The following is a 17,271-nucleotide window of genomic DNA, read 5'->3' as shown; positions in this document are numbered from 1 at the left end:
TTAATAATTGAATGTAAGAATCATCTACAATGTAATTCCAACTACAAAATAAAGTTGCTCTTCATAAGGGTTGGCTATTAGCTTTCCGAAGATGGGTAAAGAGAAGTTGGACGTTATTTTGATATCTTTTGTTGCAGATAATCCGATATTGACTACATTGAATTTGTCGGAGTACATACTTTCCCAAGGAGTGAAACCAGCTTCGATATTCATATTTACATCCTTCACGCTGAACGGGTAACTCAACTCGCAGTAACTGGACCAGGCACGTTTCCCGTTTTCCCGGTAATCGTTTCCGGCAAAGGTAGTGTACCAGCTTACTGACAATGGGAACTTTTCGCTAAGCATATAGCCGGCTCCTGCCTCGAAAGTGTGTCCGGTAGAGTGCGAACTGTAATTGAAGTATTTGAAAGGTTCTTCTTCTGTCTGGGTAAAATAGTTATTGGCGTAAAGAGTCAGGTTTTTGTATTCGTACTCTAGTGATAAATCTATTTCATTGTTCTTTTCGCGAAATTCGGTAGAGCCCCATGCGTAAACAGTCAGTCCTTTCCAGTTGAGGCCGAGTGAAGGCTGCACACTTGCATTACCGCTATCTATACCGCGCCAGATATAACTGCTTACAAAATCAGCAGTTACAAAAACTTCTTGTGCCTGTGCAAAGGCTGTACAAAACAGGATGACAATAAGTAGGATTCGTTTTTTCATTTTATCGGTTATTTCTTCTTGTTTTCGGGGGATAAAGATACACAATATATAGATAAATGATGACAGATGAGGAGAAAAAAGAAAACGGCTGTATTGAGCAGCCGTTTCTTAAGTAATTGTGAATCTTGAAAGTTAGTTAGAAAGTGACGTCCATTTTCAGCACGAAAGTACGTGGGGCGGCAACTGCCATTGGGCGGTAGCTGTATTCTTTATTCAACAGGTTGTTCACCATAAACTGGAAAGCTACTTCTTTTGTGGCTTTTACTCCGAAGCGTACGTCGACAGTAGCATAGTCTGTATTATGTTTTTTCCAGTAAGTAGCCAGTGTTTCTCCTTTTGAATAACCGAAAAGGATGCCACGTACATAATCCATCAGGTCTTTCTGCTGTTTCTCGCGTTCGTCCAACATCAGATAGTCAACTGCCAGAATTTTGCTCTTCCATGCTACATTGGCACCGACATTGATACGTTTCCACTGGAAATCTACTGTAGCTTTAAAGCTGTGCTTCGGGCGATATTTAAGATACTTACCTGTGTTCGATTTCTCTTTCATCTGAAGAGGATCGGTATAAAGCCCCTCTACTGCATTACGTTCCTGATAGTCAGCATCGCGTGGCTCCGTGTATACATATCCTAAGTTATAGAACAACTTCGTATTCTTATTGAAATTATACACGCCGTTCGTTGAAATTTCTACTCCGTAAATCTGGGCTTTCGATACATTGTGGAACTGGGCTCCGATGCCGAAACCTTTGCCATCTGTCAGCATCTGAAATGCATCGCCTATGCTATTAATCATTGTGTAATTGGCATTGTTGAACAGTCCGAACTGGAATTCAATCATGTCTTTATACTGTGTATAGAATCCTGCAACATCCACAAAACCCTGGAAATTGCCGACCTTATATCCTTGCTTAATTCCTAATTCCGCATTAAATCCTTTCTCCGGTTTGATGTCCAGATTAGGATAGACGCCAACCCCACCAATATCCTTGCGCAGGTATTTTTCATTGATAGACGGATTACGGTAACCCTGTCCGAAGCTGGCACGGATAAAACTGTAATCAGTCAGCTGATAATTTAACCCTGCACGGAAGACCGGACGGAACGGAACCTTGGTTCTGAAAATTTTGGTTTCGGCTTCACGGTGATGATTATTCACCCGATAATATTCGGCACGTACACCGGCAGACACACTCAAACGATCCCAAAAGCGCTGATCGTACTGAAGGAAAGCAGCTACATTATCACTTTTGTATACCTCATCCATTACAGCGGAGTCATAGCGGATATGTTCCAGGGTTACTCCGGTAGTGATTTGTGCACCACCTTCCCATTTCTTATTGAACTGGTAGTCGAGATAGTAATCGAAGTTCTTATCAGTCTGTGTTTTGGGAGTGTTTCGTGACGGATTGATAACATTTGATAACCACGGAATCAGATCACTCGGTAACTGTCCGTTCGCAAGTCCTCCCAAGTCACTCGGCACTCCGTTGTCCATTACCCAGGAGATCAGATCGCAATAATCGGCAGTCGTCGCATTCGGGAAAATATTGCCTAATGAGGTGAACACTCCGTTCATGGCATCTTCCAGATTACCGTTGACAAGTCCGGAACCGATACCTACCAATGCAGGATAGAGTGAACTGTAATCGCCACCGGCTATATTCTGTATCGTTTTGGCATCAGTTCCCATATTTCCCAGAATATCAGTGATGGAGGTTCCTTGGGTAGGGCGTACGATATTGTCGGCGCTGTAATAGAAACGTCCTTTAATCTTATGTGACGTACCGTTTTCCGGATTCACATAGTTGATGAACGGATCGATATGGAAATTATTCTCTTCACGTCCCATGTTGGTGAAAGGAGACGGTTTGTACACTTCCGTTGGTGAACGCCAGATGAAGAAGTCGCCGTATTGATTGGAAAGGAAATCGACATTGAAACCATAGTTCAACAGTTTCATTCCCATATCGGGCTGATGATAAGTGAGGCTCCCTCCCATACGGAAACGTTTGTTGTATCCCTGTTGGCGGTATCCTTCATCAGTGAAAAGATTGATTCCTCCGCTGACATCGAAATTACCGATACGGCGGGAATGGGAGAGGTCGAATCCTTCGTAAATAGGATTCCGTATACCGCTAAGAAGACTTCCGCGCAGGATCGGTTTAACAGAATATTTATCATCTTTCCAGAAACTCTTGTCGCTCCATTGGTATTCGTCGTTTTCCGCATCACTATATACACCGATATAGGCGCTGAATCGTGTTTTCGGTGTCAGTCCCGGACGTGCGGTACGGATATTGATAATACCATTCAAAGCTGATGAGCCATATAGTACGGAAGATGCTCCTTTAATCACTTCCACCTGTTCTACGTTCTCTAAAGGAACAGTGTTCCAGTTGATTTCTCCTGTTTTCGGATTCAGTGTGCTCATTCCGTCCACAAGAATTTGGCTGCGTGCACCTACTCCGTAAGTCCATCCGCTACCTCCGCGCATAGAAGGTTGTTTGTCTACAATGTCTACACCGGGAAGTGTGCGGAGAGTGGAAGAAATATCCGTGGGTGCCTGACGGGCAATATCTCCGGATTTAACAACGTCCATGGAGACAGTGACATCACTCAACTTCTGTTCAAAGCGTCCGGCACTGACTACGACTTCTTCCAGCAGCTTGGTGCTTTCTTTCATGTAAACGTCTTTGGTGACTACTTCACGCTTGTTGATAACGATGGGCATCAAGACATCATCATAGCCAACATAGCTGAATACAAGGTCAACTCCACCTTCGGGAAGTTTGATTTCATATTCTCCGTTAATGTTAGATACTACTCCCTGATTACCATGAAGTTTGTAGGTGACGGTGGCTCCGACCAATGGCTCATTGGTCTTGGCATCATATATATGTCCTTTCAGGGTTTGGGCAAAGATGCTTCCGAAACCGGTAAGGCATAACAGGATTGTTAGGATATATAATTTCTTCATTGTTTTTTGTTTTATTTATTTGGAACAATTTCCAAACCAAATTCTATTTTTTCAGGTGATAGAAAAGCGTCTGATATACCGTTCAAAAATATAGAGATGATTCCTCCCAGTGATTGCATATCTTCTGGAAGCAGACTGACTATTAGCGGACTAAGATCTGGTAGTAATTTGGCTATGGGAGTAAAACCTTCTTTGTCTAAGTAAATAAAAGTATGTCCATCTTTTGAAATAACTTGCATCGGGATTCCGGTAGTTAACCAATTGAAAATAGCTTTGAAAGAAGTGTCATTGACATTGAGCAGGAATCCAAGTGTTTCATTTTTTAGACTTTGATTGAGCGTGGTTAGCAATTCTTTCACTTTCATAGCATCCATTTGGGATATAGCTTCAATGATAGCATTGGTTATATTGACATCCATATATTGATTGCCGCTGGATATTGAGGCAATAATATTAGCTAAGTTTAATTTTAATATTAACTTACCGTCTTTTTGGAACCAATTAGCAAATCCTTTTGGAGATGGAATATAATTACGGTTAACAATGTTAGGAGTAATCATATCCTGTGTTAATGGATTTTCTAGAAATCCAAAAATGATATCCATGTCTACTCCTGTCAATGGTTCATTTGAATAAGAAGCCGTTACATTCCCGTCCGCTCCTAAAGTAATTTCTTGTAGAACTTGTGGCAAAATATAACTTAATATGTTTTGAATAGCACTACCCCATGTTTGAGTTGTGGCTCCACTTTCTGAAGCTTCTATGTCTGCATAAAAATAGCATGATGCATTTAGTACTTGTCCGTCAACATCTTGCCATGTATATTCTTCTCCCCACATGTCTCCAACTACAATCGTTTTGATGCCATTAATAACTGTGGGTAGTTTATAAGTATTTGCCCATAATTCTGCATTGCCCATTTTGATATTGGATATATTTAATGTTAACTGTCCTTTTATTACGCGTCCTTCGTATCTAAAAGAGCTTAAAGTCTCATTTCCCATACTATTTCCTGAAAAAGAATATCCTTGCCCATCTCCAGAAAGGGGGATAGACATAATTTTTACTTCTTTTTCTCCTGGTAAAATATCATATAAGTTAATAATAGCGGTTTCTCCTGTTACAGTGCTAAAGTCTACTGATTTTCCGATCATGGTTTCACCATTATAGGTAAGAATTAGATTCGGATTGGGGTTTGATAGTTTATTTGAATAATTGGCTGTTACATCTATAGGCTCTGGTCCGTAGTGATCATTATCACAAGAAGTTAAAAATGCAGACGCTACGGCAAGGCAGCTTATTAATAGGATAGATATTTTTTTCATTGTTTTTTTATATTAGATAATTAAAATGAATTATTTCTTAGCTGTGAGGTCAATACCGATTTCCATTTTATCGAAAAGGGCTGCAACTTCAATTAAATTTGTTTCCAGCAAACTACCGATGATGCTGATGAACGGCATGAGAGTTTCTTTGTTGAAATAGATATAAGTATGTTCTTTTGTTGAGTTGATGCCCATTGGTATTCCGTCTTTCATCCATGTGAGCAGAGTTGCAAAAGTATCATCATCCAATTGAAGAATATAGGTGATTATTTCATTGTTTAAAATCATATTGATGGCACTTAACGTTAATTTTAAACGTGCCGGGTCAGATTTTAGAAGTGCTTCACTGATTCCTGCGATAAGCTGATAGTCAATTTGCTTTCCGTTGTTTTGTGCTATGAGAGACACAATGGCAGGGATATTTAGTTGTACGACAAATGCTTTGTTGCCTGTTTGATTCCAGTAGGCCAATCCTTTGGGAGATGACTCATAAGTGCGTTTGTTGATCAGACTTTTGAATTCAGCGTCAGTTTTGCCCGAATTGGCAACTTCCATAATTTCATTCATGTCTACAGGGCTCGTAGTATAGCTGGCAGTGACAATTCCATTTTTCTCAAATGTAATATCCTTCAATACATAAGGAAAAATCACATCTAATATATTAGTTGCCATTTGCTGTATTTGTAAAATCACCGGCTGGAGAGATTCTCCTCCTGCTTTTGTAGTAATATTCACGTAGCTGGCTCCGCTATTACGGATGATACTTTCTCCATCTGTTGTGTGGGAGTATGCAGGAAATGTATATGTGTTTGCAATGGAGTTGGCATAAGCCATTGTTACGTTCAGTGATAGTTGCATGTTTTTCGGAGTTATTATTCCTTCATATTTCACCGTAGCTCCTCCCATTGTGATATTGGTCCCGCTGAAAGTATAATATCCTTTCTTTTCATTCTCATAAAGTTGGATGCGACTGATAGGAGTTTCCTTTTCTCCCGGGATTATATTATTCAGCGTCAGTGTTCCCGTTTCGCTATCTTCTGTCTTGAAGCTGACAGTTTTTCCAATTAATTTCTCTCCGCTGTAGGTTAGGTCTAGCGTATATGGTTTAATATACGAGCCATATTCCTGACTAATTTCTCCTGGCCAAAATAGCTTGTCATTGTAAGTTTCTTCGCATGATGTAAAGAAAAATACTGCGCAAGCGACATAAGATAGTTTTCGTAAGTTTCTCATTTTGCTTTTTGTTTTTATTGCGTATTTAATAAAACTTTGCAAAGTTCGACTAACAATTCTTTATTGTCAAGGTCTGTTTTTTTATTTTAATGTTCTATTTTTAATCGTATGCGGTAAAAGTATCTAAAATGAAAAAATAAATGTGTTCTATTTTTAATATCGATTGTTCTTCTTTTAAGAATGGCTGTAAAAAGAGAATGAAGAGGTCTCTAAAAAAGCAAATGGTTTTCCTCCTATTTTTCACAGGTGAGAAACCGTTCATTTTTTTTCTTCTCTATTTCTGACTCTTGCGGAAAGTTTAGAATGTAATATTCATCTTTACAACTTTCAATAAATACTTCCGTAAAAAAGTGAAGAGGAATCCGCTGGAATATTACAAGAAATAAATCTATGTTTGCTTAAAATAGGGTTATACATAAAAATAGGATGTTTTATACATTTTCTTTGCTTTAATTAGAACCTATATGAGGATAGCAAATAAATAGGAGCTTAAATGTCTTTTTGGATTCTCCCAAAAGACAGTGATTTGATAGTAAATCCTTGCTGTTTGTATTTGTTTGCTACCAGATTCGAAATAAATCAATATTTTTTTTCTGATGTTATAGCTATTTGTTATATTGAAAATTAACGAAGTTAGAAGTGACATAGCTTGGAAACGACTCTTATTTCAATCAACGCCTCCTTCCTCACCGATGAACGGTAGCTTGGTCGGTGAGCAAGGAGGCGTTCCTCACCGACCAAGGATACCTTGCATTTAAAGAACGGACGTTTTCATACAATGAAAAACGGTCTGTTTACCCTTTATTTATGCATAATAAGGGGCGTGATATGCATATTCTTGCACTAGATTATGCATTTTATTTTCTATTTGATTCGATTCATAGCCACTGTTGAATAATAGAATCTTAAAAATAGAACAGAACAGTTTATTGCTGTAATACAGTCGATTCACCGATAAGAATCCCCCGTTCATTGATTTTTTTTCCTTTTTCTGCTTCTCTGTCATACATTTGTTACAGTATTGTAACACTTGCTACTCTAATCCCTTATGAATATGAACGAGGCATGTAATGTAACCACCGCACTTTCCGCTTTCTCCTCCATTTCTTTGGAAGAGATGAGTACCATCCGTTTGATGAACCGTACGGACACGAAGTATATCGTTTCGCTCTCTGCCCTGATGGACGTATTGCAACGGGCAAGTAATTGTTATCGTGTGCAAGAGGTGCAGGGGGAGCGAAATATAGCTTATCACACTACCTATCTCGACACTCCCGATTACACCATGTATCTGGCTCATCAAAACGGAAGAGTGATCCGTGAGAAGATCCGTGTAAGGACATATGTCTCTTCCGGTCTGACTTTTCTGGAAGTGAAGAAAAAGATATTCTCCGGTTTCGATGCTTCTCTGGAAGGTGAATTTCGTACAAGGGACGGATTGCAGACGGTGGAATGCTGGTCGGGTTCGGCAGGTGTTTCCTATAAGATGTTTCGTTGGCTGAAAGCGTCTGCAGGATATTCATTTAAGTTTTAATAGATAAAACAAGAAATTATGAAAAGGATTGTGTTGTTTTGGATACCGCTTTTATTGCTGTTGTTGGTGAACTGTACGACGGAATCATTCGATTTCGGCGATCAGGAAGGAATATTGGTCGGAGGTTCGGGAGGTGGAGGAAGCAGTCAGCCCAACCCGACGATTCCCGAGGGATCGGAAGACTTATTGGGATTTACAATCGCTTTTGATGAAAGTGATAGGACGACGTATGGAAGCATGTCGGAAACGGTCACTTCCGATGATGATTTTATAGAGAACTCCCAATTTGCCTCCGTGGTGACGATTACCTATAATGGAACGACTGCCACGGTAGGTAATGGAGTTTCCGGAGTGGAAGTATCTTCCAATGGGGCGCATATTGTGGTCAATTCTACGGTCAGCGGAGTAGAGTATGTGTTGAACGGGACTACTACGAACGGCTCGTTCAAGGTATACAGCGAAAAGAAATTCAAATTATCACTGGCGGGGGTGTCTATACTCAATCCGGTAGGTGCTGCCATTAATATCCAGTCTTCCAAACGTGTGTTTGTGGTATGCGCGGATGAAACAACGAATGTGTTGACAGATGGGTCTTCTTATACGGCAACTACTGATGGAGAGGATATGAAAGCCTGTCTGTTCAGTGAGGGGCAGCTCATTTTCAGTGGAGGCGGTTCACTCACAGTTACCGGAAATTATAAACATGCCATCACAAGCGATGATTATGTGCGTTTCCGTAGCGGGTGTAATATTACGGTAGTTTCGGCCAAAAAAGATGGAATCCATACCAATGAATCTGTGATTATCGGCGGCGGAATACTGAATATATCTTCAGACGGCGATGCTATTCAGTGTGAAGAGGGAGGAATTACGATGACCGGAGGCTTTGCAAAACTCTCTACAACGGATAATAAAGCGCATGGGTTGAAATCCTGTCTGGATGTGGTAATCAGTGGCGGTGCTATTCAGGCACAAGTGGCGGGAGCAGCCTCCAAAGGAATATCCTGTGATGGTAACCTGACCATCTCCGGAGGAAAGCTGACTGCATTCACTTCTCAAACCGCTCTTTATGAAGATAATGATTTAAGTTCGTGTGCAGGAATTAAATGTGACGGAAATATCCTGATTACAGGAGGGGAAATCGCTATTCAGAGTACAGGTGGAGCCGGTAAAGGTATCAACTGTGACGGTTCGATTACCATCAATGACGGCACGGTGAAAGTGATAACTACCGGTACGCAGTGTGTATATGGCAAGCTCGACTCGTCGGCAAAAGGAATCAAAGCGGACGGTGCGTTGACAATCAATGGAGGAACGGTGCTTGTGAAGGCTACCGGTGGGGAAGGTAGTGAGGGTATCGAGAGTAAAAGTGTGTTGACTGTCAATGAGGGTACAGTTGCCGCGCTTTGTTACGATGACTGTATGAATGCAAGAAACAGCATTGTTCTTAATGGTGGCAATATTTATTGTTATAGTTCCGGAAATGACGGCATTGACTCTAATGGTACGTTGACCATTACGGGGGGAGTGATCGTATCGTCGGGTACTACTTCTCCCGAAGACGGATTCGATTGCGATCAGAATACCTTTAAGATTACCGGGGGGATTGTTCTGGGTATTGGAGGAGGAACAAGTACACCTACATCAAGTGTATGTACGCAACGCACTGTGATCTATGGCGGTTCGGGAAGTAACGGAGAAATACTGAATATCCAGTCGGCCGACGGAACCAGCGTACTGACCTATCAGATTCCCCGTGCTTATTCTCAAATGACGGTATTGTTCAGTAGTCCGAATCTGACCTCGGGCGGTAGTTATACTATCTCAAAAGGAGGAACGGTTTCCGGTGGTTCCGAGTTCTTCGGGTTATATTCGGGAGCCACTTATTCCGGTGGCACGCAGGCGGCAACATTTACTGCCAGTTCGATGGTGACACAAGTCGGCAGCACTTCCGGCGGTGGCCAGCCCGGTGGTGGAGGCGGTGGACATGGACCTGGTGGATGGGGATGGTAAACAGCAGTTTACCGTCGAAATCCGTTCTTTGGTCGATTCTATTTGTGATAAAACAGGTTCGGTTTTATCTTTGTTTCGATAATCAGAAGCAATGAGGCATGAAAAGACTGCGTAAACAACACGTGCTGGAGCAGAGTATTTACGGAGCTATCTGGATCGTAATATTTCTTCTTCCGCTGATAGGCGGATACTTTGCCATGAGTGGAGGACTTGAACGGGAGGAAACCCGTATGGTGATCCGCGAATCATGGTTGAGTATCCTTCCTTTTTTCGTGCTTTTCCTGTTAAATAATTATGGGCTGGTTCCCTATTTTCTTTTTAAGAAAAGGTACTGGCAATATACTGTTTCGTTGATTTTTGTAATAGGAATGATTTGTTGGCTTTCTCCGTTTCCTTCTGCCAATCATTTCCCCAAAGATTTCAAGCGAGGAGAGTTGCCTCTTCGTATGAAGGAGAACCGGAGGGACCAGATTATTAAGACGAGAGAAAAGGCGAGGGAGGAAGGGGATGTGCATTGGCATGAATCCAATCCCGAACAACGTCCTAGGGGAATGGGAGATCCAAATAGTCCCGGAAGATTTCCAAAACCGACTCCTTTTCCTTATCCTCCTTTTGTGCTCCGCTATCTTATTCATTTCATCATTGCCTTTTTGATGGTAGGGTTCAATATCGCCATCAAACTTTTCTTTAAATCTTTCCGTGATGAAGAAATGCTGAAGGAACTGGAACATCAACGTTTGCAGTCGGAACTGCAGTATTTGAAATATCAGATTAATCCTCATTTCTTCATGAATACGCTCAATAATATTCATGCGTTGGTGGATATTGATACGGGGAAAGCGAAAAGTACGATTGTGGAACTTTCTAAACTGATGCGTTATGTGCTTTATGAAGCGAGTAATAAAACGATTTTGCTTTCACGTGAGGTTCAGTTTCTTAAAAATTACATTGCCCTGATGAGTTTGCGCTATACCAACAAAGTATCTATTCAGATGGATTTTCCGGCCGAAGTGCCCGAAGTGCAGATTCCTCCTTTGCTTTTTGTCTCTTTTGTAGAAAATGCTTTTAAGCATGGAGTCAGTTATCGGAGCGAGTCTTTTATTCATGTCTTGATGCAGTTGGATGAGGGCAACCGGCTTTCATTCCGTTGTTCCAACAGCAATAATGGTTCGGCTGACGAACAGCATCATGGCATCGGACTCGAGAATATCCGTAAGCGGTTGAGGCTTTTATTTGGCAATGATTATACGCTTTCCATTACCGAAGAGGAACATAAATTTGATGTCTTACTTATTATACCTTTATTAGAATGAAATGTATAGCAATAGATGATGAGCCGTTAGCATTGACGCAGTTGTCGGATTATATATCCCAGGTACCTTTTTTGTCTTTGGTAAAGTCATGCCAGGATGCGTTCGAGGCAATGAAGATATTGTCCGAAGAGGAGGTTGATTTGATCTTTGTGGATATTAATATGCCCGATTTGAACGGATTGGATTTCATACGTTCTTTGGTGAACCGTCCGTTGGTGATTTTCACTACTGCTTATTCTGAATATGCGGTAGAGGGTTTCAAACTGGATGCCGTAGATTATCTGCTGAAACCGTTTGAGTTCCAGGATTTATTGAAAGCGGCGGATAAAGCCCGCAGGCAATTTGAATATCGTTTGTTGGAACAACAGGGTGAAATAGGAAATGCTTCGCAGATAAAAGGAGATTCATTATTCGTGAAGAGCGATTACAGAGTGGTTCGCATCGATGTGAAGAATATCCGCTATATTGAGGGGATGAGTGAGTATGTGCGTATCTTTGTGGAAGGAGAGGACAAGCCTGTAATAACGCTTGCCAGCCTCCAGAAAATGGAAGAACGGCTTCCCACGCATTTCATGCGGGTCCACCGTTCTTATATTGTCAATCTTCGCAAGATTACCGAAGTTTCCCGTCTTCGCATTATCTTTGATAAGAATACTTATATTCCTGTCGGTGATAATTATAAGGAGAAATTTACGGAATACATTGGGAAATTAAGCCTTTCTTAAATAATTATTTAATTCCCAGTTTTTTGGCAATTTCTTTAGGAAGTGCATCTTTATGCACCAGGATATTCATTGTCTTGTAGGCAACGAATGCTTTGGAAGCATACCAGATACCATCATATTTGCCTGATTTACCCCAAGAGTTTTTCACCATGAAGTATTCTTTTCCGTTCTGGTCTTTAGCGATGCCGTAGATTACCATTCCGTGGTCGTCTGTTGTTTCCCAGTTGTCAAAAGCAACTTGACGCATTTCCTGGGTAATATCCTTTTCAGGGAAAGGTTTGGTGAATAGTTCTCTGCGTTTGTCGGCGGCAGTCAATCCTGTCCAACGGGCCATGTCTGAACCGGACAGTTCAGATTCTTTGGCTGCATCTGGCATTACGGCGATACCGTCACGTGAGAATCCTTGTTCGCTGACATCGCTACCCCATGCAAAGGTATAGCCTTTCTTTACAGCATTGTCCATAACAGCCATCAGTTCTTCGATAGGCAGGTTGTAAGACAGACCATTACGCCAGTTATCCTGAATTTCGATGGCGAATTGAGAATAGAACGGATGGTGTGTATAAGAAGTCAGTGATACATAGTCGTTATAGTTCAATCCCAGTGATTCGGCAAAAGTCTTCGGAGTATATTCTTTGCCTTTGTAGGTGAACTTCTCCGGACATGCTCCTAGGTAAGTGTCATAAATGGCACTTAGTCCGTTTTTCCATACCGGAGTCAGTTTGCTTAATTTACCTTTTGCAATCGCATTGATATAACCGGAAGCAACAGCATCCAGCTCATTATGTACCGGCAGCGTATCACCATACATAATACCCGGCATCACTTCTTGCGGAACGATACCATAATTCTTGATGCAATACATTACATCATAAAAACTTCCACCCGGAGAGAAAGAACTGTCACCGTGATAACGTACATAGTTTACTCCGCGATCCTGCATCGTTTTGTGTACAACAAACATTTCAGACAGGTCGTATTCACCTTTACCTAAACGAAGTAGTTCTGATTCAACAAATCCGAGAGTTGAGAAACTCCAGCAAGTACTCGAACGATTTTGGTTCTTGATAGAAGTTATCGGATTTTCTTTCACTGTCGTGAAAACAAAACCTTCTTCAGGTTTTGCATCTTGTGCCATAACACTTAGGCTGAACAGGCCTAAAGCAGCAATAAGGATTGTCTTTTTCATTCCTATGAAATTAATATTAAATTGTTTTGGCTACAAATATAGGAAAGTTTCACCACAGAGTAACACAGAGTTTCACAAAGTTTTCTCTTTTTTCAAATGGACAGCTATCTTAATGACTTCCGTTTTATGACATTTTATTGTATCTTGGCGTGGTAAGTTCGCTCGGAGAAAGTAATATTCAGGAACAGGGAAAGGCTGTTTTCTTTTTGCATACCGTTAGGAATTTTCATCTGGCCTTTATATTTCAATCCGATAGAAAGGACGTTGTTATTGCGCAATCCGAAGTTAAGTCCGGTACTGACGTAATATTCGGTTGCCTTTTTCTTTTGAATGACGATATAGGAATTATTAATACCTGTTCCCAATAGGATGCTGACCGGATTACGATAGACATTGCCCAATGTATATCTTCCACCGACTGATAACCGGTGTTGATTCTCAAAACTGACATTGGATTGGGAAGATTGCATCCGGCTCCAGTCCACATATTTGTAGTCGATGGTTGCCATCCAACGTAGAGTGTTGTAGGAAGCTCCGAGCCCAAAGAATTGAGGAAGACATTGGCGATAGCGTTTCAGGCTTTTTTCAATATCATCTCCTCCCGAACTGCTACTAACGTATAAGTTATTATCCTGTTTAAAATCCTGCGAGTAACCATATACGGCACCGGCAACGAAAGAACGTTCGCGGTCTATAGCCCATTTATACTGTACACCGAAATCCGCATAAAAAGTATGTTTGTAGGAGCTGGTTTCTTCTGTGGCAGTACCTTGCGTCTCCGTTTGTGTGATGGTCCCCGTCACATAAGAAAGATTGGTGCCGACAGAAAATCTTTTTCCGAAAAGGTAAGCCGTGCTGATACCCATCTTGGAAAGTCCTCCTTCACCCTGAAAGAGAGAAGAGATAGTACTTCCATTGGTGCCTGCCACTTCTTCATCCAGCGTGATGACATATCCCACACTGCTGACGGGAGCCATGAAAATTGCTCCATACCAGCGTGGCATAATCCGGCAGCCGATACTTAGGTTATTCAGATTTCCGGTGACGGAACGGTTACTTGCTCCTCGTTGCGAATAAATCTGGTATGCTCCCATGATACCGGCATCGATCTGGAAGCGTTGTTCGGTCAACTCTGTGAGTGAAGCCGGATTGGCATTGTTAAGGAAATTATTTCCTCGCAATGCAATGCCTGTGCCGCCCAGTCCGGCATATTGCCCGCCTTCCCCGGTAGAAAGTTCTCCCAGTCCGAACATGGAAGTAGGGGAGTTCGTTGTTTTTTGTGCAATAACTATAGAGACAGGAGTATAGAATGCCAGAAGGCAAAACAAAATCTTTTTCATTGTTGATAAGTTTTGTAAAGTATGATAAGTTTGGTATTCTTTTTATTGGCGGTATGTTCTCCGTCGCCGAAAATAACGCCTTGAAGTGTGGTATAGAACAAGTTGTCCGGAAGAAATAATTGTAGTTTCTGACGATCATATCCGGTAGTTCCCAGGTTTGTTTGCAGGAAAGAGGTGATGTCAAAAGAGTAATAAGTCTCCTCATAAGACATCTCGTCGACTACTAGATTTCCGCTTTGTACGGAACTCCCGGTGAGGTCGGTGATTACACTTTGCGTCACATTTTCATTGTTGGCGGTGTAGAGAGCCAGGCTTTTGGGCAACGGGTACATGCCGTCATAAGTTCCTTTTACCGGATATAACTGTAACGTTGCGCTCTCGATAGTCACAAGCTCTCCTTTTTCGCAGAGATTATTTAAATGTGGGAAGTCGATGGTGACATACATACCTGTCATTCCCTGCAGGTAGACCTGATGCTCGCTTTTTCCGGAAGAGTATTCATTGCCGTCCCCACTTTGCAGGTTGGCTATCGGGATGTTTGAGCGGTCTTGTTCTATTTTGTTGTAAGTCAGCGTGTTGCTTGTATTGAAAACCAGTGTTTTTTCGTTCAGTGTTTCCGTAATCTGGTGATAGTAGACCGTGATGCACATACTGGAGTCGTTGACTTGAAATCCGCTGATACAAGCGTCATTTGCATCGGGTATAAAAGCAATTCCCTTGAAATAATCATGGAAGAAATCCTGGGATTGCACCCATCGGCCATCATTCAGCATCAAGTTGAACCATTCTTCTCCCCATGCATCCGGCAATCGTATTTCCAGTTCTTCGCTCGGTGAGCCCGGAGTAGGACGAAAGTCGAAAGATGCCAGTGGAGTTTCGTTGTAATAGGCAGTAGTAGTGTTGTATAGGTACCCTCTATCGTCCAGTTCTATATTCTTTGTCAGTTCATGCAGATGAATGCGTTGGGTTTTTAGTGTATCTCCCAGGTAATTGCCCGAAGAATACAGGCGTATGGTGATCGAGTCGAACTCATATTGGATGTTTTCATCAAAAGAATAGGAAGGTACTTCATACTCTGCGTAAAAAGAGGCGGTAATTTTCCCCCATAAGTTGTCGTCACGGTATCCTATCTGGCAAACCGTATCTCCCGAAGTGGCTATGGAGTCGCTTAATACTGTACTAAGTAATACCGTACAAGTATCCATCTGTTCGTTGAGGAATGAACTTTGTACCCATTTCGCTCCTATGGACGATGAATCGTCTACACAAGCGAAAAAAGAAAGAGATATAAAGAATGAAAAAAGTAGTATGATTGACTTCATGTAGTAAAATGAAATTGGTTTTGTAGCGGCAAAAGAAGAGGTTTTAAATAGTCCTCCAAAAAACTATCGACTAAATCTCTGTATTTGTCGACCTGAATTTTGTTGGTAGATAGAATGTCTTTATTTGTCGATAGTTTTTTTATGCGTGCCCGTTGCCGCCTACATTTGCGGTTGTAATCAACGACATATTTATGAATACGAAAATGAATAAATTACTTTGCATGATGGTGGTGCTGCTTTCATTGGCGGCATGTACGGATGATACTGAATATACGGCAGGTGTGTGGTATCGCCGTTCTGATTTTGATGGTGTGGCGCGTACGGACGCAGCTGGTTTTACGATTGGTAACATAGGGTACCTCTGCACCGGATACCGGGGGAGTACCAAAGACCGTTTGAAAGATTGCTGGGCGTATGACATCGAGGCTAATTCGTGGACACAGTGTACATCAATGCCCGATGCGGCTCCTGCCCGAAATGCGGCTACAGGTTTTGCAGTAGGTACCAAAGGATATATTGCTACCGGTTACGATGCGACAAAAAAGGATTATCTGAATGATTGCTGGCAGTATGATCCTGCCACAAATTCCTGGAAGGAGATGGCTTCTATCCCGGATGGAACTGATGGGACTAATATCTATGGTAAACGGTATTATGCACTTTCTTTCGGCATTGGTCAGTATGGGTACCTGGGTACAGGTTACAACGATAATTATCAAAAGGATTTCTGGAAGTTCGACCCGTCGGTGGGAGATAAAGGAGAATGGACAGCCATGAGTGGATTTGGCGGACAGAAGAGAATGGGCGGTATGGCCTTCGTCATAGATGATATAGCTTATATCTGCGGCGGTGAAAATAACGGTTCGGATGTGACGGATTTCTGGTGTTTTAATCCGGCAACGGGTACTTGGAAAGAATTGCGCGAACTTTACGATAAGAGTGATGATGATTATGACGACGATTACACTTCTATCGTCCGTTCTTATGCTTGTGCTTTCGTGATCGACGGTAAAGGATACATTGCTGCGGGGCAGACTGCTGGTGGTAGTTATCGTTCCAATTATTGGATTTACGACCCTCTGACGGACCTCTGGGATGGGGAAGATTTGACAGATTTCGAAGGAAGTACACGCTCGAAAGCCGTATGCTTTTCTACTGGAAAACGGGGAATTATAGCTACGGGAGGAGCTTCTACTTATTATTACGATGATACTTGGGAGTTGAAGCCTTATGAATATGAAGAGAAATAAAAAAATAATAGGTATTAGTTGCTTTGTCTTGCTGCTTTTAGTGGGAATCATATATGGGTATATGCATTCGATAAACATATATCGGCTGGAAGTAACCCAGATTGAAGGTAGTGGATACGGTTATAAGATTTATGAGAGAGAGAGTTTGATAATCGTTCAGCCTTTTATCCCGGTTGTATCCGGGAAAAAGCCTTTTCAATCGGTGCAAGATGCCCAATGTATCGGAAATTTAGTGCTGGAACGGATTAAAGCCGGAAATGAATTTGCCATATCAAAGGCTGACCTGGATAACTTGGGAGTAGTGTATTAATGCCACCATGTTGGCACAGTCATGCCACC

The 17,271-nt window shown here is 41.7% G+C and carries 12 protein-coding genes and 1 pseudogene; 6 read left to right on the top strand and 7 right to left on the bottom strand.

Annotated elements, in window-relative coordinates; genetic code table 11:
• Positions 1-24: 24 nt before the first annotated feature.
• The 4 genes from HMPREF9010_RS00415 to HMPREF9010_RS00430 form a co-directional block, all read right to left on the bottom strand.
• Positions 25-705 carry a hypothetical protein gene (locus HMPREF9010_RS00415; protein WP_008651952.1) on the bottom strand — a complete coding sequence of 227 codons (681 nt, stop codon included), beginning with the start codon at positions 703-705 and terminating at the stop codon, positions 25-27.
• A 136-nt stretch (positions 706-841) separates the two neighbouring features.
• Positions 842-3,688: a TonB-dependent receptor gene (locus HMPREF9010_RS00420; protein WP_008651951.1), complete on the bottom strand. Its 2,847-nt coding sequence runs from the start codon at positions 3,686-3,688 to the stop codon at positions 842-844.
• A gap of 11 nt (positions 3,689-3,699) precedes the next feature.
• Positions 3,700-5,013, bottom strand: coding sequence for a DUF4925 domain-containing protein (locus tag HMPREF9010_RS00425; RefSeq protein WP_004311757.1), 1,314 nt, complete (start codon positions 5,011-5,013; stop codon positions 3,700-3,702).
• A 30-nt stretch (positions 5,014-5,043) separates the two neighbouring features.
• The gene (locus tag HMPREF9010_RS00430; protein WP_004311756.1) at positions 5,044-6,246 is read right to left on the bottom strand and encodes a DUF4925 domain-containing protein; all 1,203 of its coding nucleotides are present in this window, start codon (positions 6,244-6,246) and stop codon (positions 5,044-5,046) included.
• A gap of 1,054 nt (positions 6,247-7,300) precedes the next feature.
• On the opposite strand from HMPREF9010_RS00430, the pseudogene HMPREF9010_RS00440 reads away from it, so the two are divergent.
• From HMPREF9010_RS00440 to HMPREF9010_RS00455, 4 genes and pseudogenes are all read left to right on the top strand, one after another.
• Positions 7,301-7,630, top strand: a pseudogene (locus HMPREF9010_RS00440) (VTC domain-containing protein); the annotation flags it as partial.
• 168 nt (positions 7,631-7,798) lie between these two features.
• Positions 7,799-9,793 carry a carbohydrate-binding domain-containing protein gene (locus HMPREF9010_RS00445; RefSeq protein WP_008651943.1) on the top strand — a complete coding sequence of 665 codons (1,995 nt, stop codon included), beginning with the start codon at positions 7,799-7,801 and terminating at the stop codon, positions 9,791-9,793.
• A gap of 98 nt (positions 9,794-9,891) precedes the next feature.
• Positions 9,892-11,106 carry a sensor histidine kinase gene (locus tag HMPREF9010_RS00450; protein WP_008651941.1) on the top strand — a complete coding sequence of 405 codons (1,215 nt, stop codon included), beginning with the start codon at positions 9,892-9,894 and terminating at the stop codon, positions 11,104-11,106.
• Positions 11,103-11,831 carry a LytR/AlgR family response regulator transcription factor gene (locus tag HMPREF9010_RS00455; protein ID WP_004301008.1) on the top strand — a complete coding sequence of 243 codons (729 nt, stop codon included), beginning with the start codon at positions 11,103-11,105 and terminating at the stop codon, positions 11,829-11,831. The genes HMPREF9010_RS00450 and HMPREF9010_RS00455 overlap by 4 nt, the downstream gene beginning before the upstream one ends.
• A gap of 4 nt (positions 11,832-11,835) precedes the next feature.
• On the opposite strand, the gene HMPREF9010_RS00460 is transcribed toward HMPREF9010_RS00455, so the two are convergent.
• The 3 genes from HMPREF9010_RS00460 to HMPREF9010_RS00470 form a co-directional block, all read right to left on the bottom strand.
• On the bottom strand, positions 11,836-13,020 hold the full coding sequence (locus HMPREF9010_RS00460) for an aminopeptidase C (RefSeq protein ID WP_004301007.1): 1,185 nt from the start codon (positions 13,018-13,020) through the stop codon (positions 11,836-11,838).
• A 134-nt stretch (positions 13,021-13,154) separates the two neighbouring features.
• Complete coding sequence (locus HMPREF9010_RS00465; RefSeq protein ID WP_008651939.1) at positions 13,155-14,360, bottom strand: hypothetical protein; 1,206 nt, start codon at positions 14,358-14,360, stop codon at positions 13,155-13,157.
• The gene (locus HMPREF9010_RS00470) at positions 14,357-15,682 is read right to left on the bottom strand and encodes a DUF4270 family protein (protein WP_004301005.1); all 1,326 of its coding nucleotides are present in this window, start codon (positions 15,680-15,682) and stop codon (positions 14,357-14,359) included. Before HMPREF9010_RS00470 ends, HMPREF9010_RS00465 begins: the two co-directional genes overlap by 4 nt.
• Before the next feature lie 191 nt (positions 15,683-15,873).
• Between HMPREF9010_RS00470 and HMPREF9010_RS00475 the strand changes: the two genes are divergently transcribed.
• Complete coding sequence (locus HMPREF9010_RS00475) at positions 15,874-16,932, top strand: Kelch repeat-containing protein (protein ID WP_008651935.1); 1,059 nt, start codon at positions 15,874-15,876, stop codon at positions 16,930-16,932.
• Positions 16,913-17,242: a DUF4907 domain-containing protein gene (locus tag HMPREF9010_RS00480; protein ID WP_008651928.1), complete on the top strand. Its 330-nt coding sequence runs from the start codon at positions 16,913-16,915 to the stop codon at positions 17,240-17,242. The genes HMPREF9010_RS00475 and HMPREF9010_RS00480 overlap by 20 nt, the downstream gene beginning before the upstream one ends.
• The last annotated feature ends 29 nt before the right edge of the window (positions 17,243-17,271 follow it).

It is taken from the genome of Bacteroides sp. 3_1_23 (genome assembly GCF_000162555.1).
GTDB classification, from domain to species: domain Bacteria; phylum Bacteroidota; class Bacteroidia; order Bacteroidales; family Bacteroidaceae; genus Bacteroides; species Bacteroides ovatus.
Note: the sequence above shows the minus strand (reverse complement) of the source record. Positions and strands in the feature narration are given on the sequence as shown.

What these genes read in the sequence shown, in the direction of transcription:
- HMPREF9010_RS00415 (WP_008651952.1), bottom strand. Translation starts at nt 705, where the DNA reads ATGAAAAAACGAATCCTACTTATTGTCATCCTGTTTTGTACAGCCTTT.
- HMPREF9010_RS00420 (WP_008651951.1), bottom strand. Translation starts at nt 3,688, where the DNA reads ATGAAGAAATTATATATCCTAACAATCCTGTTATGCCTTACCGGTTTC.
- HMPREF9010_RS00425 (WP_004311757.1), bottom strand. Translation starts at nt 5,013, where the DNA reads ATGAAAAAAATATCTATCCTATTAATAAGCTGCCTTGCCGTAGCGTCT.
- HMPREF9010_RS00430 (WP_004311756.1), bottom strand. Translation starts at nt 6,246, where the DNA reads ATGAGAAACTTACGAAAACTATCTTATGTCGCTTGCGCAGTATTTTTC.
- HMPREF9010_RS00445 (WP_008651943.1), top strand. Translation starts at nt 7,799, where the DNA reads ATGAAAAGGATTGTGTTGTTTTGGATACCGCTTTTATTGCTGTTGTTG.
- HMPREF9010_RS00450 (WP_008651941.1), top strand. Translation starts at nt 9,892, where the DNA reads ATGAAAAGACTGCGTAAACAACACGTGCTGGAGCAGAGTATTTACGGA.
- HMPREF9010_RS00455 (WP_004301008.1), top strand. Translation starts at nt 11,103, where the DNA reads ATGAAATGTATAGCAATAGATGATGAGCCGTTAGCATTGACGCAGTTG.
- HMPREF9010_RS00460 (WP_004301007.1), bottom strand. Translation starts at nt 13,020, where the DNA reads ATGAAAAAGACAATCCTTATTGCTGCTTTAGGCCTGTTCAGCCTAAGT.
- HMPREF9010_RS00465 (WP_008651939.1), bottom strand. Translation starts at nt 14,360, where the DNA reads ATGAAAAAGATTTTGTTTTGCCTTCTGGCATTCTATACTCCTGTCTCT.
- HMPREF9010_RS00470 (WP_004301005.1), bottom strand. Translation starts at nt 15,682, where the DNA reads ATGAAGTCAATCATACTACTTTTTTCATTCTTTATATCTCTTTCTTTT.
- HMPREF9010_RS00475 (WP_008651935.1), top strand. Translation starts at nt 15,874, where the DNA reads ATGAATACGAAAATGAATAAATTACTTTGCATGATGGTGGTGCTGCTT.
- HMPREF9010_RS00480 (WP_008651928.1), top strand. Translation starts at nt 16,913, where the DNA reads ATGAATATGAAGAGAAATAAAAAAATAATAGGTATTAGTTGCTTTGTC.